21 protein-coding genes and 1 riboswitch are annotated in these 20,129 nt (G+C 58.9%); of the genes, 8 read left to right on the top strand and 13 right to left on the bottom strand.

Features of this window, described 5'->3' with window-relative positions:
* Nucleotides 1-237: 237 nt before the first annotated feature.
* Nucleotides 238-2,523: a TonB-dependent receptor gene (locus tag AB1S50_RS13415; protein WP_367151307.1), complete on the bottom strand. Its 2,286-nt coding sequence runs from the start codon at nucleotides 2,521-2,523 to the stop codon at nucleotides 238-240.
* A gap of 299 nt (nucleotides 2,524-2,822) precedes the next feature.
* Here AB1S50_RS13415 and AB1S50_RS13410 point away from each other — a divergent pair, with 299 nt between their 5' ends.
* Nucleotides 2,823-3,647: a helix-turn-helix transcriptional regulator gene (locus AB1S50_RS13410; protein ID WP_367151306.1), complete on the top strand. Its 825-nt coding sequence runs from the start codon at nucleotides 2,823-2,825 to the stop codon at nucleotides 3,645-3,647.
* A 159-nt stretch (nucleotides 3,648-3,806) separates the two neighbouring features.
* On the top strand, nucleotides 3,807-5,036 hold the full coding sequence (locus tag AB1S50_RS13405) for an MFS transporter (protein WP_367151304.1): 1,230 nt from the start codon (nucleotides 3,807-3,809) through the stop codon (nucleotides 5,034-5,036).
* Between the two features lie 56 nt (nucleotides 5,037-5,092).
* On the opposite strand, the gene rarD is transcribed toward AB1S50_RS13405, so the two are convergent.
* Together rarD and serA are read right to left on the bottom strand one after the other, a co-directional pair.
* Nucleotides 5,093-5,992 carry an EamA family transporter RarD gene (gene rarD, locus AB1S50_RS13400; protein WP_367151303.1) on the bottom strand — a complete coding sequence of 300 codons (900 nt, stop codon included), beginning with the start codon at nucleotides 5,990-5,992 and terminating at the stop codon, nucleotides 5,093-5,095.
* Nucleotides 5,993-6,108: 116 nt separating this feature from the next.
* Entirely contained in the window at nucleotides 6,109-7,341 is a 1,233-nt protein-coding gene (gene serA, locus AB1S50_RS13395) for a phosphoglycerate dehydrogenase (protein WP_367151302.1), read from the bottom strand.
* A gap of 124 nt (nucleotides 7,342-7,465) precedes the next feature.
* On the opposite strand from serA, the gene AB1S50_RS13390 reads away from it, so the two are divergent.
* The 6 genes from AB1S50_RS13390 to AB1S50_RS13365 all read left to right on the top strand — a co-directional run bounded on the left by AB1S50_RS13390 (nucleotide 7,466) and on the right by AB1S50_RS13365 (nucleotide 12,388).
* Nucleotides 7,466-8,131 (top strand): fumarylacetoacetate hydrolase family protein, encoded by a 666-nt coding sequence (locus AB1S50_RS13390; RefSeq protein ID WP_367151301.1) that lies wholly within the window; start codon nucleotides 7,466-7,468, stop codon nucleotides 8,129-8,131.
* Between the two features lie 128 nt (nucleotides 8,132-8,259).
* Nucleotides 8,260-8,802 carry an asparaginase domain-containing protein gene (locus AB1S50_RS13385; RefSeq protein WP_367151299.1) on the top strand — a complete coding sequence of 181 codons (543 nt, stop codon included), beginning with the start codon at nucleotides 8,260-8,262 and terminating at the stop codon, nucleotides 8,800-8,802.
* A gap of 71 nt (nucleotides 8,803-8,873) precedes the next feature.
* On the top strand, nucleotides 8,874-10,382 hold the full coding sequence (locus AB1S50_RS13380; protein ID WP_367151298.1) for an aldehyde dehydrogenase: 1,509 nt from the start codon (nucleotides 8,874-8,876) through the stop codon (nucleotides 10,380-10,382).
* A gap of 246 nt (nucleotides 10,383-10,628) precedes the next feature.
* On the top strand, nucleotides 10,629-10,961 hold the full coding sequence (locus AB1S50_RS13375) for a putative signal transducing protein (RefSeq protein WP_367151297.1): 333 nt from the start codon (nucleotides 10,629-10,631) through the stop codon (nucleotides 10,959-10,961).
* A gap of 94 nt (nucleotides 10,962-11,055) precedes the next feature.
* Entirely contained in the window at nucleotides 11,056-11,442 is a 387-nt protein-coding gene (locus AB1S50_RS13370) for a SpoIIAA family protein (RefSeq protein ID WP_367151296.1), read from the top strand.
* Between the two features lie 190 nt (nucleotides 11,443-11,632).
* Complete coding sequence (locus tag AB1S50_RS13365; protein WP_367151295.1) at nucleotides 11,633-12,388, top strand: TerC family protein; 756 nt, start codon at nucleotides 11,633-11,635, stop codon at nucleotides 12,386-12,388.
* 188 nt (nucleotides 12,389-12,576) lie between these two features.
* Here AB1S50_RS13365 and AB1S50_RS13360 read toward each other — a convergent pair whose 3' ends face one another.
* The 10 genes from AB1S50_RS13360 to moaA all read right to left on the bottom strand — a co-directional run bounded on the left by AB1S50_RS13360 (nucleotide 12,577) and on the right by moaA (nucleotide 19,465).
* The gene (locus AB1S50_RS13360) at nucleotides 12,577-13,341 is read right to left on the bottom strand and encodes a HesA/MoeB/ThiF family protein (protein WP_367151294.1); all 765 of its coding nucleotides are present in this window, start codon (nucleotides 13,339-13,341) and stop codon (nucleotides 12,577-12,579) included.
* Between the two features lie 140 nt (nucleotides 13,342-13,481).
* On the bottom strand, nucleotides 13,482-14,600 hold the full coding sequence (locus tag AB1S50_RS13355) for an ATP-binding cassette domain-containing protein (protein ID WP_367151292.1): 1,119 nt from the start codon (nucleotides 14,598-14,600) through the stop codon (nucleotides 13,482-13,484).
* The gene (gene modB, locus AB1S50_RS13350) at nucleotides 14,600-15,322 is read right to left on the bottom strand and encodes a molybdate ABC transporter permease subunit (protein WP_367151291.1); all 723 of its coding nucleotides are present in this window, start codon (nucleotides 15,320-15,322) and stop codon (nucleotides 14,600-14,602) included. Before modB ends, AB1S50_RS13355 begins: the two co-directional genes overlap by 1 nt.
* On the bottom strand, nucleotides 15,319-16,101 hold the full coding sequence (modA, locus tag AB1S50_RS13345; protein WP_367151290.1) for a molybdate ABC transporter substrate-binding protein: 783 nt from the start codon (nucleotides 16,099-16,101) through the stop codon (nucleotides 15,319-15,321). Before modA ends, modB begins: the two co-directional genes overlap by 4 nt.
* Nucleotides 16,086-16,565: a molybdopterin synthase catalytic subunit MoaE gene (gene moaE / locus AB1S50_RS13340; protein ID WP_367151289.1), complete on the bottom strand. Its 480-nt coding sequence runs from the start codon at nucleotides 16,563-16,565 to the stop codon at nucleotides 16,086-16,088. Before moaE ends, modA begins: the two co-directional genes overlap by 16 nt.
* A 10-nt stretch (nucleotides 16,566-16,575) precedes the next feature.
* Nucleotides 16,576-16,821 (bottom strand): MoaD/ThiS family protein, encoded by a 246-nt coding sequence (locus AB1S50_RS13335; protein ID WP_367151288.1) that lies wholly within the window; start codon nucleotides 16,819-16,821, stop codon nucleotides 16,576-16,578.
* 21 nt (nucleotides 16,822-16,842) lie between these two features.
* Nucleotides 16,843-17,334 (bottom strand): cyclic pyranopterin monophosphate synthase MoaC, encoded by a 492-nt coding sequence (moaC, locus tag AB1S50_RS13330; protein WP_367151287.1) that lies wholly within the window; start codon nucleotides 17,332-17,334, stop codon nucleotides 16,843-16,845.
* Nucleotides 17,335-17,337: 3 nt separating this feature from the next.
* Nucleotides 17,338-17,880 carry a molybdenum cofactor biosynthesis protein B gene (moaB, locus tag AB1S50_RS13325; RefSeq protein WP_367151308.1) on the bottom strand — a complete coding sequence of 181 codons (543 nt, stop codon included), beginning with the start codon at nucleotides 17,878-17,880 and terminating at the stop codon, nucleotides 17,338-17,340.
* 2 nt (nucleotides 17,881-17,882) lie between these two features.
* The gene (gene mobA, locus AB1S50_RS13320; RefSeq protein WP_367151286.1) at nucleotides 17,883-18,482 is read right to left on the bottom strand and encodes a molybdenum cofactor guanylyltransferase; all 600 of its coding nucleotides are present in this window, start codon (nucleotides 18,480-18,482) and stop codon (nucleotides 17,883-17,885) included.
* Between the two features lie 5 nt (nucleotides 18,483-18,487).
* Nucleotides 18,488-19,465: a GTP 3',8-cyclase MoaA gene (moaA, locus tag AB1S50_RS13315; protein ID WP_367151284.1), complete on the bottom strand. Its 978-nt coding sequence runs from the start codon at nucleotides 19,463-19,465 to the stop codon at nucleotides 18,488-18,490.
* Nucleotides 19,454-19,604: riboswitch (molybdenum cofactor riboswitch) on the bottom strand. (Overlaps the previous gene by 12 nt.)
* Nucleotides 19,605-20,129 lie beyond the last annotated feature (525 nt).

Genomic DNA, 20,129 nt, shown 5'->3' with positions numbered 1-20,129 from the left:
CACGAAGCTCTCGAGGTGTACCGTTGTAAAAAGAGCTTCTTGAGTGATATCAGCGCCACGCATGTCGGAGTAAGACCTAGTTTTTATCGTACGAGAATTTTATCAAAGCCGCTGATGATGCGGGACAATTTCAACAGCCTGCTAGAAAAGGGCGACCCGGGCCGCCCCACAATCTCCACTGTAATTAACCCCGCTGTTTATTTGCCTGCCTGTCGGGTTAATGGCTTGTGGGTCCAATTAAAAGAAGCTGTATTTAACACTTGCCCCATAGGTGGTTGGCTGCTGGCGATAGACAGTGCGACCCGCAAAACCGGTGAAGGCATAAGTCACAGAATCATCGTCCTGGAGGTTGCGCCCCCAGAGACTAAAGCTCAGATCTTCATCCACATGAATCAGGGAAACACGCACACCCAGGTCTTCAACCGGTCCGTACTCGGCGTTGCTGTCAGCCAGTTGAGCAAACTGACTGTCGGCCCAACTGTAGCTGGTCTGCAGACGCAGGCTCCAGTCGCTGCTCACCGGTGTTTCGTAAGCCACTAAACCATTGTAGCTCCACTCCGGAGCCTGCGACAGCGGAGTACCGGCGGTTAATCCGGCACCCAGCGCATCGATAAAACCTGTGCCGTCGACAATCGCCATATCGTTCACACTCGGGTCGGGATTGATACCGCGCAGCTCATCGATTCCCGGTGCTTTGGTCACTTCGGCATCCAGGTAGGCGACGCCCGCCTGGATGGTGAGAGAATCCGTAGGCAACCAGTGGATGTCCAACTCAAAACCGCGGGTTTCGGATTCCGGAATACTGGCCAGGGTGGTATCCAATACCGGTACACCCAGCAGCTCACTGAATTCATCGGAGGTGAAGGTAAACAGGGATTGGCGATTTTCGTATTCCAGCATAAACACAGCGCCGTTGAGCTGTAGGCTGCTGTCGAACAGGCTCCACTTAAAGCCCGCCTCGTAAGCCAGCACATCTTCCGGCTCAATGTAGCTCCAGGCATCGCTGTCCACCACCGCGGCCCCATAGTAGACGCCGCTTTTATAGCTGGTGGAAACACTGCCATAGACCATCAGATTGTCAGTGGCGTCCCAGTCCAGGCCGATTTTTCCGGTAAGCGCGTCTTCGTCGTGGCTTTCATCCAGTGAAACAATGGGAAAAATCTCCCCAAAGCTGAGGTTGGTGTCCTCACCCTTAAAAGCGCGCTGGTCATAGGAGTAGCGCAGGCCCACAATCAGGCTTGTGGTATCGGTAATATCGGTTTCAGTGTGCAGGTAGAAACCGTAGGAATCGGTTTCCTGTTCATAGTCGGAAATAAACTGGTCCAGCTCAAAAGCACTGATATCTGCCGGATTGAGCACACCATTGGCCACGGAGTCGGTGACCAGGAAGGAGTCATCGAAGATATCGACGGCATCAACCAGCTCGTTGGAAATATTCACGCCAGCCACCCAGGTAAAACCCCCGCTGCTATTAGACACCAGGCGAAATTCCTGTGCCCATTGAGCCAGGTCGTTATCCTGCAGCAGAGTGGTGGTGGAGGCGGCTGTGCCGTCGTAATTGTCCACGATGTCCCGGCGGTAGCTGTCCCAGGAACTGATAGACACAAAGTCGAAATACTCGAAACTGTAGTTCAGGGTCAGCGCTATGCCACTGCCTCTCTCGTCGCGATCCACGTCCAGGTTGCCAACACTGACTTTGCGCGGATCATCGGGGGAATTAAGCACATTGAAATCCGGCAGCAGCAGGGCATCCCCAATACCTTCACTGTCGGGAGACAGGGGTTTGGATTTGTCCTGGTTGTAGTAGACGCGCAGATTTCCATCGCCGTTTTCACCAAAGTCGAAACCCAGCTGTCCGCGAATGGCAAACCGATCCTGCAGGCCAAATTCCTCCCCGGTCACCTCGTCCTGCTGCCAGCCGTCCTGGGATTTGACATAGTTGATGCTGAGACGGCCGCGAACACTGTCGCTCAGAGCGTTGGACACTGCGGAGGTGACTTCCAGCGTATTGAAGCTGCTGTAATCCGCTTCCAGGTAGGCTTCCAATGTATCTGTGGGTTTATTGGTAATAAAGTTGATGGCACCGCCGGTGGTGTTTTTACCGTAGAGGGTACCCTGCGGGCCTTTGAGAACTTCAACCCGTTGGATATCAAACAGTTGCCCGCCCAGGTAAGCGGGGCTACTGGCAAAGACTTCATCCGTATAGACGCCTACACCGCTGGAATTGTTTGCACTGAAGTCGTCGAGCCCTATACCGCGTATTGCGAATATAGGTGTTCCCCCGGAGGTGGAGTTTACTGCAACCAGGCCCGGCGTCTGGCCACCCAGGTCCACAGCAGAATCAATACCCGCCTGTTGCAACTGATCGCCGGAAAACGCACTGGCGGAAACCCCTATGTCATTGACAGACTCAGCCCGCTTTTGGGCGGTGACCATAACCTCTTCGATTTGGGCGGCCAGGACGGATGGGGAACAGATGGCCAGAGCGGTGCTGACCGCTGCCAGGTTGTAACGCGGGTTCATATTCTTCTCCTTAAAACCTGAATTTTTGTTTATTGGCCGATTTTCCCGCTGGAAAAACGCTAGCAGATGAATTGAAAAGCCCAGGCCCTGCTGTCACCGGAAATCAGCCGGTACGGGTCTGGGGAATCAGTCAATTGCACCTGGTCGAAGTTGTTTTTTTCCCGTGACATCCAATTAGACTTGGAGGCGCTTCTTGCTCACCGGGTTAATCATTGCTATGGTTTTTTCGTTTTGCTGACTATTACAGCTTTCCCACTTTCTGTAGATCCCCCAAAGGGGGGACATCCTGGAGCTGACTTTTGCCCATCCTCGACGCAGCCTGGTCTCGAACCCTGGCCGGCATCATCGATAAGGATTTCAATAACGAAGCCATCGGCGAACTGCTCAGGGAATTGGAACAACTGCTGGACAGCAGTCCCGGTATGGTGCTGCGTTATCCCAAGGGTCGGGGCGCTCAGGTGACTCACGATCGATTACAGGCGGATGAGAACAGGTCCCACCATGTTGCCCTTTATGAGAACGCGGCCTATGTCCTCGATCCCTACTACCGCTCGGCCATTGATCAGGGGGTTGAAGGGGTATTCAGTCTCAGCGATGTGGCGCCAGCCGGATTTGAACAATCGGAATACTTCAGTCTCTATTACCAGCAAACCGGCCTGATCGACGAGATTTGTTATCTGTTTAAAGACAGTCAGGGCACGCTGGTCAGCGTTTCACTGGCCCGTCGCCAGAGCACCCGGGTTTTCTCCGCTGCGGATTTGCGAAACCTGAAAACTATCGAGCCGGTTGTTCGTAGTATTTTGTTGCGGTGGTCGCAGGCCCAGAGTCACGACAACAATAATTTTGAGGAGCATCTGGATCAGGCCCTGCAGAATTTCGGCCAATCCATCCTGACGCCAAAGGAGTGCGACATTGTTTACCTCCTGCTGCATGGACATTCAATGAGGTCCGTTGCGCAAAAGCTCGACAACAGTCAGGAGACCATCAAACACCACCGCAAAAACATTTACCAAAAACTGGATATCAGCTCTCAGTCGGAGCTGTTTTATCTCTTTATCGACTCTGTCCGCACCAACGCGGGGCACAGGGGTGCAGATCCGCTGGAACACTACTTTCAGGCATAGGGCTTAGGCTTCCAACTCCCCTGTTGGGGGGATGGGTTTCGTTGCCGGTTTCTGGCACTGTCAGCCTCTGGTAGTGAGAATATTGGCCGGAACAGCAACGTCTGCTGCCACTGCCGGTACTGCGCCGCAAGAATTAGATCAATAACCCCAGAGCCCGCTATGTCTGATGCCGCGTCTGTTTCAACCACGGGTGATCTATCCACCCAGGCCATTTTTGATCGGCCCAGGACCATCACCGCGGCGGTGGTCATCAGTATTGTGGGGAACGCCGTGTTTATCGGTATGCCCATGCTGGTGGGCGCCATGGCGGAATCTTTAGGGTTTGATGAGCAGCAGCTGGGCTGGCTGGCATCGGCGGATCTGTTCGGGATTTTTGTCGCTTCGATTACCACATCGCTGCTGCTGACCCGTATCAATCGACAGTGGATGGCACTGTTTGGAATAGCACTGGCCATCGCCAACAATTATCTGTCGACCACTATTACGGACTTCGAGTCGCTGGTAGTCGTGCGGGTTCTGTCGGGCATCGGCGGTGGAGTCTGTTACGCTCTGGGTGTGGCAACTCTGGCGGGGTCCCACCACACAGGTCGCAACTACAGCATCCTGTTGTTTGCGCTGGTGGCGGTGAACGCTATTGAACTTTACACCTTTCCATCCATTTCCGATCGCTGGGGTGTAAATGGAATCTTTCTGTTTTTCTGCGCGGCTTTTGCTCTGGTGGCCGCCTTTGTTCAGTGGTTGCCCGCTCGCGGCATAGAAACAGCGGCAGGGGGAGAGGAAGTCGCGGCCACCGACTCCGGCGCCTTACTGTACCTGCCGCGCTGGGTTCCCTGGGTGTGCCTGGCGGCCGTCTCGGCGGTGTATATCAACGTCGGTGCATTTTGGGCATTTATCGAACGGGCTGGTGTCGACGCCAATCTCAGCGACGATTTTATCGCCAATACCCTGGCACTGGGCACTTTGTTCACTCTGAGTGGTTGTGCCATTGCCACTTGGCTTAGCAATCGCTACGGCCAGTCGAAGCCCCTGCTGTGGGCACTGGCGATCATGACCGTACTGCTGGTGGGGTTGGCCCTCGATATCAATCCCGTTTCTTATGTGATTGGTGCCACGCTGTTTAATTTTATGTGGCTGTTTATCGATATCTTCCAGTTGGGCACGCTTGGCAATATCGATCACAGTGGCCGCTATGCGGCGCTGGTTCCGGCCGCACAGGGGCTGACGCAATCCGTTGCGCCAGCCGTTGCCGGTTATATTCTGGTGAGCGGATCCGGGTATGGCGGTGTCATGCTGCTGTGTGCATTCGGGACATCGCTCGCCTGGGTTTGCTATCGCTTGGTTTATCGAACCCTGAGACAGGCGACACCAGACGTTGCCGATGCCAGTTGAGGAAAAGCGGGGCGGGCCTAAGGTACTAATGGCAACCCAATAAATAGCCGGTCCCTTCAGGCAAGCTGTTGCCGCTGCTTTCTGCGCAGGACCAGGGCATCCCCTGTGTACAGCGCCAGGCCGAGCCAGACAAAGGTGAAGGTCAGCAGCAGGTTGTGGTCGAACGGCTCGTGAAACAGTGTCACCGCCACCAGCAGTTGCAGAGTGGGGGCGATATATTGCAAAAATCCCACCGTCGACAGGTTCAGCCGCCGCGCGGCAATATTAAACAGCAGCAGCGGTGTCAGGGTGACGGGGCCGGCCAGCAACAGCAGGCTGTTCAGCTGCCAGCTGTTGTTGAGGGGGTTGCTGCTGGGGCTGCCGCTCCAGATCAGGTAGGCCAGGGCCAGCGGCAGTATATAGAGGGTCTCCACCGCGAGGCCGGTGAGACTGTCCACCGGTGCGCGTTTGCGTACCAGGCCGTAAAAGCCGAACGTCAGTGCCAGGAACAGCGCCACCACCGGCAGTCGGCCGAACTGCAGCAGATACCAGCCGATACCGGTGGCCGCCAGCGCCACGGCGATCCACTGCAGGCGGCGCAGCCGCTCCCCCAGCACCAGCACACCCAACAGTACATTGATCAGCGGATTGATGTAATAACCGAGGCTCGCATCGAGCAAATGGTCGTTGGTGATGGCCCAGATAAATACCAGCCAGTTGCTGCCGATCAGCAGGGCGGACAGTGCCAGTGTGCGCATCTTGTGCCTGTCCCCCAGGACACTGCGCAAACCCCGCAACTTGCCCATCAGCGCCATGATGATCAGTGCCAGCGCCAGTGCCCAGATACTGCGGTGGGCGAGCAGTTCGGTGGCGGGGATGTCGGCGAACAGCTTGAAGTACAGCGGCGCCAGCCCCCAGAAAAGAAAGGCGGAAATGCCGGCAAGCAGGCCGGTGGCGTAATCGTCTCTATTGTTCACGGTAACTCGCAGATCGGAGCGGGGGAGAGGCGGCACCGGGCGGCGGTTAAACGGCCCGGTGCGGATGTCGCCAATTTTACCGCAATAACCGCGGTGATGTCAGCCGGATCCAGCCGTCAGAACAACACGCGACAGCGCAGGGTGCCGGGAATATTCTTCAGTTTCTCCAGCGCCAGGTCGGAATATTCAGCGTCCACGTCGATGACCACATAGCCGAGGGTTTCGTTGGTTTGCAGATACTGGGCGGAGATGTTGATGTTGTTCTCCGAGAACACCTGGTTGATGGCGCCCAGCACACCGGGCACATTTTTATGAATATGCAGCAACCGGTGCACCCCGGCGTGGCCCGGCAGCGCCACTTCGGGAAAATTCACCGAGCTGGTGGTGGTGCCATTGTCGGAATACAGTGCCAGCTTGTCGGCCACCTCGGTACCAATATTTTCCTGTGCCTCCACGGTGGAGCCTCCGATGTGCGGCGTCAGCAGCGCATTGTCGATACCGCGCAGGGGCGAGCGGAATTCCTCGTCGTTGCCCCGCGGCTCCTGGGGGAACACATCGATGGCGGCGCCGGCGAGATGACCGCTTTCCAGCGCAGCCGCCAGCGCGTCTATATCCACTACTGTGCCGCGGGAGGCGTTGAGCAGTATGGCACCGGGTTTCATACGCTGCAGCTGGGCCTCGCCCATCATCATCTTTGTGGACGGCAGTTCGGGTACGTGGAGGCTCACCACGTCGGCCTGTGCCAGCAGCTCGTCCAGGGAAGCCAACTGGTGGGCGTTGCCCAGAGGCAGCTTGGTGATCACATCGAAAAAGACCACCCGCATCCCTATGGCCTCGGCCATCACCGACAACTGCGAGCCGATGGCGCCGTAGCCGATGATACCCAGGGTTTTGCCGCGGGCCTCGTAGGCGCCGGCGGCGGACTTGAGCCAGCCGCCGCGATGGCACACGGCATTCTTTGAGGGTATGCCGCGCAGCAGCAGTATGGTCTCGGCGATGATCAGTTCCGCCACGCTGCGGGTATTGGAATAGGGCGCATTGAAAACGGCGATACCCAGCTCCGTGGCTGCCTTCAGGTCCACCTGGTTGGTGCCGATACAGAAGCAGCCGACGCCGATCAGTTTGGGGGCGCGCTCCAGAATTTTGCGGGTCAGCTGCGTGCGGGACCGAATACCGATAAAGTGTGCGTCCGCCACCTGCTCCAGCAGCTCGTCTTCCGGCAGTGACGTTTTCAGATGGGTCACATTGGTGTAGCCGCGCGAGCCCAACAGGTCGATGGCGGACTGGTGTACGCCCTCCAGCAACAGAATACGGATCTTGTCTTTTTGCAATGAGATCTGCGCAGCCATATAAACTCTCTTGACCATGGGTAATGGGATGCGATAGAGAAGACCGGGAATCCGGCGAGGGCGCGATCATACCACATGCGGCCTAAAAAGCTTTAAGCGAAATGTCTATCCTAAGGGGGTTTCCATGTATCGCCACAGATTCACCTGCGGTACCGCCTGTGAGCCGGCTGTACCGGGCAAGATCGTCTGCGTCGGCCGCAACTACGCCGCCCACGCCGCCGAACTGGACAACCCGGTACCGGAGGAGCCGCTGCTGTTTATCAAGCCCGCCACCGCCGCGGTGGATATAGAGGACCCCATTCACCTGCCGGTAGGTCGCGGGGACTGTCACTTCGAGGGGGAGCTGGCGCTGCTGATCGGCCGGCAGCTGAGCGGTGCCAACAGCGCCGACGTGCCCGCGGCCATCGCCGGTCTGGGACTGGCGCTGGACCTGACCCTGCGGGATCTGCAGACAGAGCTGAAGCGGGCCGGCCACCCCTGGGAAAAGGCCAAAGGGTTTGACGGCGCCTGCCCAGTGTCGCCCTTCCTGAAGCTCGACTGGCTGCCGGACTGGGACAACCTCAGTTTTTCCCTGTGGCTGAACGATGCGCTGCGCCAGCGGGGCAAGACTGGGCATATGCTTACGCCGATGCTGGATCTGGTGGCCTATATCAGCGGCTACTTCACCCTGATGCCCGGGGACCTTGTGCTCACCGGAACACCCGCCGGCGTGGGCACCCTGCACAGCGGCGACCGGCTGGCGATGCAACTGGAGGAGGACTGGCTGCGGATCCAGACCCATGTTGCCTGACTCTTGTTGCTGCAGGGTGGCGAAGACGCGGGGCCAATCGTATTGTCGCCACCGGCGCTCGGCACTATGATGCCGCCAGCTTGCGGCAACAGTGCGCCGACAGGCCCCAGGCCCAGTGGAGACAAGCGATGACCGATCCAAACCCCACCACCACAGTCCGCGTCCTCACCACCGGCGGTACCATCGAGAAGAGCTACTGCGAGGAGGAGGGTACCCTCAAGAATCGCGCCTCCATTATTCGCGAGGGCCTGATTGCCGGCCTGCGCCTGCCCTACACCTGCCTGGAGCTGGACAGCATCCTCAACAAGGATTCCCTGGAGATGGACGACAGTGACCGGGCCCTGATCGCCGATGCGATTCAGGCCACCGCCGGGCACGGAGACCCCATCGTCGTACTGCACGGTACCGATACCATGTCCAACTCCGCTGAATACTGCTATCGCAAGTTGGGCACCCCGCCGGTGCCGGTGGTCTTTACCGGGGCCATGAAACCCATGGGGTTTATTGACTCCGACGCCCGGCAGAATGTGATAGAGGCGCTGTTGGCGGCGCGACTGATGGCGCCCGGCTTCTATATCGCCTTCCACAACCGCGTCTTCCCCATTCCCGGCGCGCGCAAGAATCGTGACGAGGGTACTTTCGAGGCCCTCGATCCGGGCAGTGAATCCTAGGCCGCCTTTTGATTTGTGATCACATTTTAGGTATAAACCAAATAAATCTTCAGTTTCTATCGAGGTGAGCCATGTCAGAACACCACAAGACCCCGACAACCCTGCAGGAGTGGCTGGCCCTCGCGGACACCCTGGAGATAGAGGGGCGCGCTTTCATCAACGGCGCCTACGTCGATGCCCTGTCCGGCAGCACCCGGGCAACCTATAGCCCCGCCGATGGGCGCGAGCTGGCGCAGGTGGCCAGCTGTGGCCCCGAGGACGCTGAAGTGGCGGTGAAGGTGGCACGCGAGACTTTCGAATCCGGTGTCTGGTCCCATATGCCGCCCATGGCGCGCAAGAAGATTCTGGTGCGTTTTGCCGAACTGATTGAAGAAAACCGGGTGGAGATAGCCCTGCTGGAGAGCCTGGACGCGGGCAAGCCCATCAGCGACACCATGAGTGTCGATGTGCCCGGCGCGGCGACCACCATCCGCTGGAGCGGCGAGGCCATCGACAAGATCTACGACGAAGTCGCACCCACGGGTCCCGCCGAGCTGGGCCTGGTCACCCGCATGCCGCTGGGGGTGGTGGCCGCCATAGTGCCCTGGAACTTCCCCCTGTCCACAACCGCCTGGAAACTGGGCCCGGCACTGGCCAGCGGCAACAGCGTGATTCTCAAGCCCGCCTCCAGTACGCCCCTGACTGCTATCAAACTGGCGGGGCTGGCGCGGAAGGCCGGTCTGCCGGACGGCGTGCTGAATGTGCTTCCGGGGCCCGGCAGCAGCCTCGGCAAGGCCCTGGGCCTGCACATGGACATCGACTGCCTCACTTTCACCGGCTCCACCGAGGTGGGCAAAACCCTCACCGAATACTCCGGCCAGTCCAACCTCAAGCGCACCTTCCTGGAGCTGGGGGGCAAGAGCCCCAACATCGTATTTGCCGATGCGGACCTGGACAAGGCGGCGGAAGCGGCGGCCCTGGCGATTTTCTACAACCAGGGCGAGACCTGCACCGCCGGCTCCCGCCTGTTGGTGGAAAAATCCATCGCCGGGGAATTTATCGAGAAAGTGAAGCGGGCCAGTGAGCGCTTCGCGCCGGGCCACCCACAGGACCCGGCCACGGTTATGGGGGCCCTGATCGACAAGGGCCAGTTCGACACCGTCGAACACTATGTGGCCAAAGGTATCGAAGAGGGTGCGCAACTGGTTTGTGGCGGTGCGGCGGCGGAAGCCGTGGAGGGCGGTCACTACTACCAGCCGACGGTGTTTCGCGGTGTCGACGGCTCCATGACCATCGCCCGGGAGGAGATTTTTGGCCCGGTGCTGGCGGTGATCGAATTCGAAACCGAGGCGGAGGCCCTGGCGATCGCCAACGACTCCATCTACGGCCTGGCCGCCGGGATCTGGACCCAGAACCTGGGCCGCGCCCACCGCCTGGCGCGGGATATTCGCGCCGGTTCCGTGTGGGTGAACAATTACTTTGGCGGTGACATCACAGTTCCCTTTGGCGGCTTCAAGCAGTCCGGCAATGGCCGTGACAAATCCCTGCACGCGCTGGACAAGTACTGCGAACTCAAGTCCACCTGGATCGATCTCAGCTAAGAGACTTGGTTCTGCGCCGCTTGTAAAAACCTGCCCCGGGCCGCTGCTGCGGCCCCGCGGTTGACTGGGCACAGCCACTGTTAACCCGGCGGTTTATCGCTGTTGAGGTGATAGCGAAGGCCGGAGCCATCTTTGCCTTGCCATTCCGTCGCGGTGATAGCCGTCGAGGTTTCCCCTCACCTGGGGAGCGCTTACAATCCAATGGCTAGCCCACCCACTTGGGCGTTGGAACCTGGGGGAACTGCCATGTCTTCGCGCCTGATTTTTACCCACGAAAATCGTTTGCTGGTCGAGCTTGCCAAGAGCAAGCTCGAAGTTGCCGGTATCCCCGTATTCCTGCGCAATGAATACGCCCAGGGGGCCACCGGTGAGCTGGCACCGCACCAGGCCTGGCCGGAGCTGTGGCTGGAACGGGAGCGGGACTACGAACGCGCCCAGCAGCTGCTGCGGGACAATGAAGACTCAAGCGGGGCGGAATGGGTGTGCCGCGGCTGCGGCGAGCAAAACGGTGCGGCGTTTGACTACTGCTGGAACTGTGGGCAGCCGGCCACAGTGTCGCAAGACCCCGACAACGGATAACAGCTTATCGAAAAAGCCCGCCCTGGCTTTTCCCGGCCCGGGTTGGTGACGCAGGTACGCAAATCCCTTTTTAAATCGCAGATGGAGAATGCATATGGACGTAAAGCGGCATGGACTTTCCGTGGGTATCGAGGGCCGGGGCGAGCACTTTTTCCTGTCCCTGAGTGCACGCGGCAAACTCACCCACGGGGATTACGAGATCATGGTGCCCATGGTAGAGTCGGCCCTGGTTGGCGTTAAACACCCCCAGATCAACGTGCTGGTCGATGCCACCGAACTGGAAGGGTGGGAGGCGCGGGCGGCCTGGGACGACCTGAAATTCGGCCTCAAGCACGGGCGCCAGTTCAAACGAATTGCAGTGGTGGGACATGAGCGCTGGCAGGAAGTCGCCACCAAAGCGGCCTCCTGGTTCATCGGTGGCGAGGCCCGCCTGTTCGAGGATCGGGAGCAGGCCATGGCCTGGCTCGCGGAGGACTCTTAGCAATCCCTGGCGTTGCCAACTGCCAGCGCAGGGAATTGGATCAGGGTTTCCCCACTGTGCCGGCGCAGATCCTTGAAATCCCACCGGTCGCGCCCAGCTGTGCAGGATTTCCAGGGCAAGAATCAACTCGATGGCAGACCATCGGTTTGATTGCCGCATTAACAGCAACGCTGCGAATAGGAGCGATCGAATGTTCGAATGGATGGCAAGCCCGGAAGCCTGGGTAGCACTGGCCACCCTGGCGGCCCTGGAAATCGTTCTGGGCATCGACAACATCATCTTTATTTCGATTCTGGTCGGCCGCTTGCCGCCCCGGCAGCGCGAGCCCGCCCGTTTTATCGGTCTGACCCTGGCCATGCTCACCCGCCTGGGACTGCTGTTTTCCATCGTCTGGATCATGGGGCTGGTGGAGCCCTGGTTCAGCGTCTTCGGGCACGAAATTTCCGGTCGCGACGTGATACTGATTGGTGGGGGCCTGTTCCTGCTGTTCAAAGCCACCCACGAGATTCACCACAGCCTGGAGGGCGCCGACGGGGGTTCCGGGTCCGGGGCAGTATCGAGTTTCGGCATGGTGCTGGTGCAGATCGCCATCCTCGATATTGTTTTCTCGCTGGATTCGGTTATCACAGCGGTGGGGCTGGTGGATCAGATCTCCATCATGGCCATTGCAATTATTCTCGCCGTGGCGGTAATGCTGGTGGCCGCCAGGCCCATCGGTGAATTTGTCGAGCGGCACCCAACGGTGAAAATGCTGGCACTCTCCTTTTTGATTCTGGTGGGCTTCACCCTGATCCTCGAAGGGGTCGAGGTCCATGTGCCCAAGGGTTATATCTATTTCGCCATGGCGTTTTCCATCGCGGTGGAAGTGCTCAATTTGCGTCTGCGCAAGAAACAGGCCAGACCGGTGGAGCTGTACAAAGCCTACCACTCGGAAAAACTTCAGTAGAGGGTCCCTAGCAGGTTGTTGAAAAAGGCATCCTGCCTGTTTCAAAACACGAAAAGCGAAAAATGTGATTTTCACTTTTCTCCCAAAATCAACGACTTAGGCGTCGTTGATTTTGCCGGAACATCCATATTCCGGCACCAGGCGTCGAAATTCTTCGAATTTCAACAGCCTGCTAGGGTCGATGGGCCCTAGCCCGGGGTCCCGGCCTTCCCACTACAGGCGTCACAGCGCGCCTCGCCCAGGTTCAGCCTGCGCCACTCCAGGGTTTCCGCCTCGAACAGCTGCAACCTGTTAAGGCTGGCGGGGGTGAGCCCCGCAATCAGTTTGATCGCCTCCAGCGCCTGGGCGCTGCCGATCACACCCAGCACAGGACCCAGCACGCCCAGGGTTTCGCAATTGCCGCCCGGCTCCGTTTCTGTTTCGGTGAACAGGCAGGCGTAGCAGGGCGAATCCGGCTGGCGGAAATCAAAGGTGACCAGCTGTGCGGAAAAGCCCTGTGCCGAAGCCAGGATGAGTGGTATCCCCAGGGCGCGGCAGACGCGGTTGATACTGAAGCGGGAAGCCATATTGTCGGTGCAGTCGAGCACCAGGTCGATGCCCCCCAACTGCTGCTGCAACCAGGGTTCGGTGGCCATACACAGGTGCGGCACTATGCGGATGTCCGGGTTGGCGGCCTGCAATTGCTGCGCCGCCACCTGTGCCTTGGGCTTGTGCAGGTGGTTGGTTTTGTACAACACCTGACGCTGCAGGTTGGAGAGTTCCACAGTGTCCCCGTCCACCAGGTGCAGTTCGCCCACCCCCGCAGCGGCCAGGTAGAGGGTCGCCGGGCAGCCCAGGCCCCCCAGCCCCACCACCATCACGCGGGCGGCGGCGAGCTTTTCCTGCGCCTGTTCGCCCATCTGCGGCAACATAATCTGGCGGCCGTAGCGGGCGCGCTGTTTGTGACTGATCAACGTAATTCCTCGATACCCGGATAACCGACTTCTGACAGGTTGCTGGAAAAATCTTCCCCGGCTTTTCTCAAGCCGGGTTTGCGGCTCGAACATCCCTGCTCGGCAAAGCAGAATGCCGAAAATATTTTTTCAACAGCCCGCTAAAGACCGAGCAGGCTTCCCGCCTTAAACTGGGCAAAGTAGCCTTTCCCCCGGCGCAGCTGCAGCCGCTCATAAGAGAGGCGGGAAATATCCGCGTACAACATCTGCCCTGCGGCAGTTAATTGCAGACGTATGCGGCCATCGGCCAGATTCTGTTTTCCAGCTAGAGTCACCGGCAGGCAATTCAAAATACTGGACGGGCCCGGTTCCTCCAGGCTGAGGCTGATATCCCCGGCCTGCAGCAGAAAAGTCGCCGTTTCGCCTTTGCGATAGTGGCCGGCGACCCTGTCCCCAAAGAGAGGAACCCCACCCAAATCCAAACTCAGCAGGCCATGGTGCAGGGATTCCACCCGCGCTTCGATACGGCTGTGGCAGCTCTCCCCCAGTGTACCGAAGTCCAGCAGCCGGGCCGCTTCCGCCAGGGACAGCGGGGCGGACAAATCCGCAGACGCCATCCACAGGCACTGCTGAGCCAGTAATTGTATCTCGTCGAAGTCGTGGCTGGTCCAGATTACCAGTGTCGGATGGCGGGCCCAGAAATCCCTCAGGGTCGGCAGAAGGTGACGGAGTACCTGGTTCCGGTCCACTGCCGACAGTGGCTCATCGAACAACTGCAGAGGTGCATTGTGGAACAGCTGGCGCAACAGTGCCACCCGCTGGGCCTCGCCACCGGATAATAGCTCTACCGGCTGATGTAGCAGTGGCGCAATACCAAAAGCCGTCAGCAGCTGATCACACTCCTCCCCGGGCAATGGCCTGCGGCTGTAGCGGCGGGCCAGCGCCAGGTTGTCTGCCACCGACTGCCCGGCAAACAGGCGGCTGTCCTGAAACCCCAGAGAGAGCGCGCGCCTGTGGGTAGACAGTGCGCGGCGCCCACGCTGCCAGGCGGTATTGGCAAAAGAGATTTTACCGCGGCAGCGGCGCTGGCCGGCCAGGGCCGCCAGCAATGTACTCTTGCCGCCGCCGGAGGGGCCGGTCAAGCCGAAAACACCGCTGGCCGGCAGGCGTAATTGCCAGGGAGTAGCAGCATTGAAGGAGGTCACCAGCCTTTGGACGCTGAGCCCGGTGGAGTCAGGGACAGTGGTGGTGGTACCGGACAGGGGCAGGGAGATTTCCATTAGCCCAATACCCCCGCCACCGGCCTGGCGGGCGCTGCATTCGAGCTGCGCGGCGCCAGGGCATATCCCAGCCAACGGGCCACCAGTAAGAGTACGGTGGTCAGCCCCATTAACACCAGGGCCAGACGGTGCGCCGCACCATACTCCATCGTTTCCACATGCTGGTAGAGCGCGATGGAAACCACCTGGGTCTCACCGGGAATCGCGCCACCGATCATCAGCACCACGCCAAACTCACCCAATGTGTGGGCAAAAGTCAGCGCACAGGCGCTCACGATTGCCGCGCGGCTTGCGGGCAGGAGTACTTTCCATAGCGCCAACCAGGGTGGAATACCCAGTGCAGCGGCGGCCTGGGTCAGGCGCTGGCCATTGGCGCGAAAGGCGGCCAGCAGCGGCTGTACCATAAACGGCAGGGAATAAATCACCGAGGCAAAAACCAGGCCGGTGAAAGAAAATACCAATGGGCCACCAAAAAGCTGTGACAACCACTGACCGGGGGCGAAATTGGGGGAAAACAACAACAGCAAATAAAAGCCCAGCACCGTCGGCGGCAATACCAGTGGCAGGGTAATCAAGACTTCGATAGCGTGACGCCAGCGGCTCTGCCACTGGCTCAACTGCCAGGCCAGGGGCACGCCAATCATAAACAGCAGCAGAGTCGTCAGCCCGGCCAGTTTTAAGGTCAACCACAGGGCCTGCCAGTCGGAACCGGCGATGGTCATAGCCCGCTCCCTCCATCTTTCCGTGGATATTGTGCCGGTAAAACACCGTAACCCAGGCGGCGCAGTTGCGCCTGCACTTCCGGGGAACGCAAATAATCGGCGAGGGCCTGTGCTTTTTTGGAATGGCGGCTCTGAATGGGAATCACCAGCTGCTGTTCAATCGGCTGATACCAATGTTGTGGCAGCAGCCAGAAGTTAGTGCGCCCGGCTGCGCGCATCTGGCTGGCGGCGACAAAGCCCAACTGCGCATTGCCGGAATCCAGCATTAAGTAGGCCTGGCCGGCGTTGTGGGCTCGGGCCAGCCGGGTATGTTTTTTCTCCCATAAGCCCAGGTTTTCCAATACCTGCCGGGCGGCGCTGCCGAAGGGCGCTACTTTGGGGTCAGCTAATACGATTTTATCGGGCCATGTTTGTATTAGCTGTTCGATATTCGATTCTGACTTCGAGTGCCAGAGCGCCAGCAATCCCAGGGCGTAAGTCCGGCGACTGTTGTCCAGTGCCCCGCCCTGTTTTTCCAACAGTTCGGGACGCTCGCGATCGGCGGATAGGAATAAATCGAAGGGGGCGCCGTGTGCTATCTGTTGGTAGAGCACACCGGAACTGCCACTACTGAGCTGGACCGGGCAGGCATGGCGACGGCCAAATTCCGGCAACACCTGCTCCAGCGCCGGGCGGAAGCTGGCCGCTACCGCTACTCGCAAGGTGCAGTTATCCGCATTCACTGGCAGCGCGATAGCCACCAGTAAAGCGGCCAGCAGCAGGTTCAGCCGGCGGACCACTTTTCCATCTCCGCCGCATCGCTCGCACGGGCCTCGATCCAGCGCTGCAAGGTGTTACCGGACTGATCTGAAATGGTTTCGTGCTTCCAGAAAGTTGCCTCGGTTTTGAGGCGGTCCATGATGTACTGGCAGGCGGCAAAGGCGGCCTGGCGGTGGGGGCTGGTGACGCCGACAAAAACAATCTCATCGTTGATCTGCATGGGGCCAACCCGGTGAACAATGGTCACACGACCCAAAGGCCAGCGGCTGCGCGCATCGCTAATAATGCCTTGCAGGCTTTTTTCGGTCATGCCCGGATAGTGCTCCAGGGCCAGGCCGCAGACATCACGACCGGCATTGAAATCGCGTACGTTGCCCACAAACAGGGCGCAGGCACCATCGCCGCTGCTACCCTGCAGAGCCGCATATTCGCCAGCCACATCGAGCGGTGTTTCACACACTGCGATACGATCAACGGCTTCCATACGGACACCATTAGCCGCCAGTGACCGGCGGGAAAAATGCGACTTCATCCCCGGCCCGCACCCGGTCCCCGGTGTTCGCCAGCGCATGGTTCAGCGCCATACGGATATCCTCCCGTTGCAGGTGTGGGCGCCAATCCGGGTGTTGCTCACATAGGGTTTCGCGCAGGTCACCGAGGCTGCCGGAAAAATCTGCCAGGATAGTTTCTTCCCTGCCCAACTGCTGGCGCAGGCGCGCGAAAAACAGAACCTTCACCATCACTTTTTACCTCTGAAATTTTTACGTTTTGTCCAAGCCATCGCCGCGCCAGTGACCGCGCTTGCCGCCGGTTTTTTGCAGCAGGCGGGTCGGGCCGATTTCCATAGACGGATCCACGGCTTTACACATATCGTAAATAGTCAATGCCGCTACCGAAGCTGCGGTTAACGCTTCCATCTCGACCCCAGTGCGCCCGGCCAGGCGGCAGAAAGCGGTGATATGCACACGGTTTTTTTCCGGCTGCAATTCGAAATCCACTGCCACCTTGGTCAGCGCCAGTGGATGGCACAGGGGAATTAAATCCGGGGTTTTCTTGGCAGCCTGGATACCGGCGATGCGAGCTATAGATAAGACATCGCCTTTCTTGTGAGCCCCCTGGGTCAGCAATGCAAAAGCCTCTGCACTCATGCAGATACGGCTCTCGGCCAGGGCGCTGCGGTCGGTGATGTCTTTCCCGGTGACATCCACCATGCTGGCTTCGCCGCGCTGGTTTAAATGGGTTAACTGGCTCACGAATTACCCCCGGCTCTCGCAGGGCGCACTGGCAAAGCGCAGATGCGGGATAAAGTTGCAGGGCTTGTGGCGGGCATCCAACTGCTCCAGCAATATGCCTTCCCAGGCCGTGCGGCAGGCGCCGGTGGAACCGGGCATACAACATATCAGTGTGCGGTTGGCCAGGCCGGCGAGTGCGCGGGACTGCACGGTAGAGCTGCCGATCTCCCCCAGGGAGATATGACGAAACAGCTCGCCGAAGCCATCGACGCTTTTATCAAACAGCGGGCTCAGGGCCTCCGGGGTGGAGTCGCGCTCGGTAAAGCCGGTGCCACCGGTCACCAGCACCACCTGTATTTCTGGGTCCGCAATCCAGGCGGAAACCACCGCGCGCATCTGGTAAATATCGTCCGGGGTAATGCGCTTGTCCGCGAGCCGGTGGCCGGCAGTTTTGAGGGCTTCCACCAGGTACTGGCCGGAGGTATCCGTCTGCGCCGTGCGGGTATCGGATACAGTGAGTACCGCGATATTGAGCGGTACGAATTCATTGCTAGCGTGTGCGGACATCATCAGTGCTCTCTCAAAAAACTGTTTTCTGGAGTTTTATCCGGCGTACTCAAGCCGAGATAATCTGCCGGCGTATTGATATTGCGATGCCAATCGCCGGCACTTTTTATGGGTATGGATTTGGCGCCCAGGTGACGCAGTAGCGCGCCAACAGAATTGCGCACACTGCCCTCAACGGCGTGGCGCAAATAATCCAGGCAGTCGCTATTCAAAGGCAGCCATAGGGGAAAAAAGAAGTTTTCAAAATAACAGGGCCGACCACTTGCCTGTCCCTCTGCCAATAACTCTGCCAGGTGCTCACGCCTCAGCAGAGGCATATCCACTGGGATCACCAGGGCGGCGTCGGCTCCGGTTATCAGAGCCACCGAATAAAGGCCGCCCAGTGGACCCCGCTCTGGCACCAGGTCTTCAATCGCTCCGGGGCGGGCGCCGCTGGTGACGACTTTTTCCAGCGGCAGTTCATTCAATAAAGTCTCGGCATGTTGCAGAAAATTGCCGGATTGGGGGTGTGCCAGCAGAGCTTTGTCGTTGCCCATACGGCGGGAGCGACCGCCGGCCAGCACCACGCCGATTGTCGTTTTGCCAACAACAGCCCTGGCCATTGCCCCTAGCCCCCCAGCATCGCCAGATTGCGGGTGGCACCGGTGAAGCCCTCGTGAAGCTGGTGACCGGCGGTCTTGCCGTCAATCAACTCGCGGATATGCGCAGCCAGGGCTTCACTGTCGCCGGCGGCTATCATCTCGCGCATATCAAAACCCTGGTCGGCGAACAGGCACAAGTGCAGCTTGCCCTGGGCCGATACCCGCAATCGGTTGCAGCTTGCACAGAAATCTTTGCCGTAAGGGGTAATCAGGCCGATACGGCCGGCATAATCCGGGTGGAAATACTCCCGCGCCGGACCGGCATCGCGGCTGCGGATCACCTGCTCCCAGCCTTCCCGCAGCAACAGGGTTTCTATATCGGTGCCGGCTACATGGTTGCTGGCGAAGAACTCGCGGTTATCGCCGGTGCGCATCAGTTCGATAAAACGCAGGGTCACCGGGGTCTCGCGAATCCAGGCGAGGAAGTTTTCCAGCTCGTCCAGGTTGTATTGGCGCAGCAGAACCGCGTTGACCTTGGTGTCTATATCCAGCGCCAGGGCCCGATCCAGGCCCCGCAGGGTTGTTTCCAGGCGGCCCCGGCCGGTGATTTGGCGGAATTGCGCGGGATCGAGGCTGTCGATGCTGATATTGATCTGGTCCAGGCCGGCGTTGTGCCAGGCATCGATCTGGCTGGGCAGCCGGTAGCCGTTGGTGGTGAGGGCGAGACGGCGAATACGGTCACTGGCCCGCACCGCTTCCAGCAGCGGCACCAGGTCCCTGCGCAGGGAGGGCTCACCACCGGTGAGGCGCACCTTTTCCGTACCCAGGGAGGCAAAAGCGCGCACCAGGGTGGCCACTTCCGATACCGACAGGGGATTTTCACCCTTGAGGGAGCGCCCGCAGCCGATGCCCTCGGGCAGGCAGTAGTTGCAGCGGTAATTGCAGATGTCCGTGACGGACAGGCGCAGGTAGTAAAACCTGCGGCCAAAGCTATCCTGTAACATTAAACGCCTTTCCAAGTCAGGGAGGCCGTGCGGTTTCCCGCCCGACCCTGGTGGCCGTTACGGCCACGGTCCCGACACCCTGCAGCAATATCAAAAATCAGCGCTGTGTAGGCGGTGGGACTCGGTGTTTAAACTGGCTCCAGTGTATCAGGATGACCAGTTTATGCTTGGGGCAAAGGTGGTACCCCTTTTGCGGTGGTGTCGGCCTTCGTGGCCAAAATGCTCAGGCCTGATTTGGATAGTAATTGCAATCGGCTAGGGATAGGGGGCAATAGTTGACAATGCGCTTTTTTCGGTTCAGAGCATGCAATGCTGATGACCTGCCAACGGCTGAGTGAAGAAGCAAGGCATCAAATATAAATATTGTTGAAAGCGGATTTAAGTCCGCAGGAAGTGGTCGCCCCAGTATGGCCGCACAATTACCTGGCAGGACTTGCGGCTGTCTCTCTCGACGGTGGTGTATCCTTATATCGTATTAACCTGGAAATTTATTTAATTGCCGGACCAATAAAAGCTAGCGACTTCGATAATGATCTGAAAGTTTTCGATACAAGAGCTCATTGGAAAGTTACTGAATAGAGCTTTGTCAACAGTCTGTTGTCCAGAACGGGAGGTTTGGGTCGCGAATCCAGCATATGACTGCTTGATTTATCGTGAATGGTTT

The sequence above is a fragment of the Microbulbifer discodermiae genome (genome assembly GCF_040742695.1).
Classification (GTDB): Bacteria; Pseudomonadota; Gammaproteobacteria; order Pseudomonadales; family Cellvibrionaceae; genus Microbulbifer.
This window is presented reverse-complemented; position numbering and strand designations above follow the sequence as displayed.

Excerpts from the sequence above, each read along its gene's own strand:
- moaB (WP_367151308.1), bottom strand. The coding sequence starts at position 17,880 with ATGTCCGCACACGCTAGCAATGAATTCGTACCGCTCAATATCGCGGTA.
- AB1S50_RS13385 (WP_367151299.1), top strand. The coding sequence starts at position 8,260 with ATGACCGATCCAAACCCCACCACCACAGTCCGCGTCCTCACCACCGGC.
- AB1S50_RS13365 (WP_367151295.1), top strand. The coding sequence starts at position 11,633 with ATGTTCGAATGGATGGCAAGCCCGGAAGCCTGGGTAGCACTGGCCACC.
- mobA (WP_367151286.1), bottom strand. The coding sequence starts at position 18,482 with ATGGCCAGGGCTGTTGTTGGCAAAACGACAATCGGCGTGGTGCTGGCC.
- AB1S50_RS13355 (WP_367151292.1), bottom strand. The coding sequence starts at position 14,600 with ATGGAAATCTCCCTGCCCCTGTCCGGTACCACCACCACTGTCCCTGAC.
- modB (WP_367151291.1), bottom strand. The coding sequence starts at position 15,322 with ATGACCATCGCCGGTTCCGACTGGCAGGCCCTGTGGTTGACCTTAAAA.
- moaA (WP_367151284.1), bottom strand. The coding sequence starts at position 19,465 with ATGTTACAGGATAGCTTTGGCCGCAGGTTTTACTACCTGCGCCTGTCC.
- AB1S50_RS13375 (WP_367151297.1), top strand. The coding sequence starts at position 10,629 with ATGTCTTCGCGCCTGATTTTTACCCACGAAAATCGTTTGCTGGTCGAG.
- AB1S50_RS13390 (WP_367151301.1), top strand. The coding sequence starts at position 7,466 with ATGTATCGCCACAGATTCACCTGCGGTACCGCCTGTGAGCCGGCTGTA.
- AB1S50_RS13415 (WP_367151307.1), bottom strand. The coding sequence starts at position 2,523 with ATGAACCCGCGTTACAACCTGGCAGCGGTCAGCACCGCTCTGGCCATC.
- AB1S50_RS13405 (WP_367151304.1), top strand. The coding sequence starts at position 3,807 with ATGTCTGATGCCGCGTCTGTTTCAACCACGGGTGATCTATCCACCCAG.
- serA (WP_367151302.1), bottom strand. The coding sequence starts at position 7,341 with ATGGCTGCGCAGATCTCATTGCAAAAAGACAAGATCCGTATTCTGTTG.
- AB1S50_RS13380 (WP_367151298.1), top strand. The coding sequence starts at position 8,874 with ATGTCAGAACACCACAAGACCCCGACAACCCTGCAGGAGTGGCTGGCC.
- AB1S50_RS13335 (WP_367151288.1), bottom strand. The coding sequence starts at position 16,821 with ATGGTGAAGGTTCTGTTTTTCGCGCGCCTGCGCCAGCAGTTGGGCAGG.
- moaE (WP_367151289.1), bottom strand. The coding sequence starts at position 16,565 with ATGGAAGCCGTTGATCGTATCGCAGTGTGTGAAACACCGCTCGATGTG.
- AB1S50_RS13370 (WP_367151296.1), top strand. The coding sequence starts at position 11,056 with ATGGACGTAAAGCGGCATGGACTTTCCGTGGGTATCGAGGGCCGGGGC.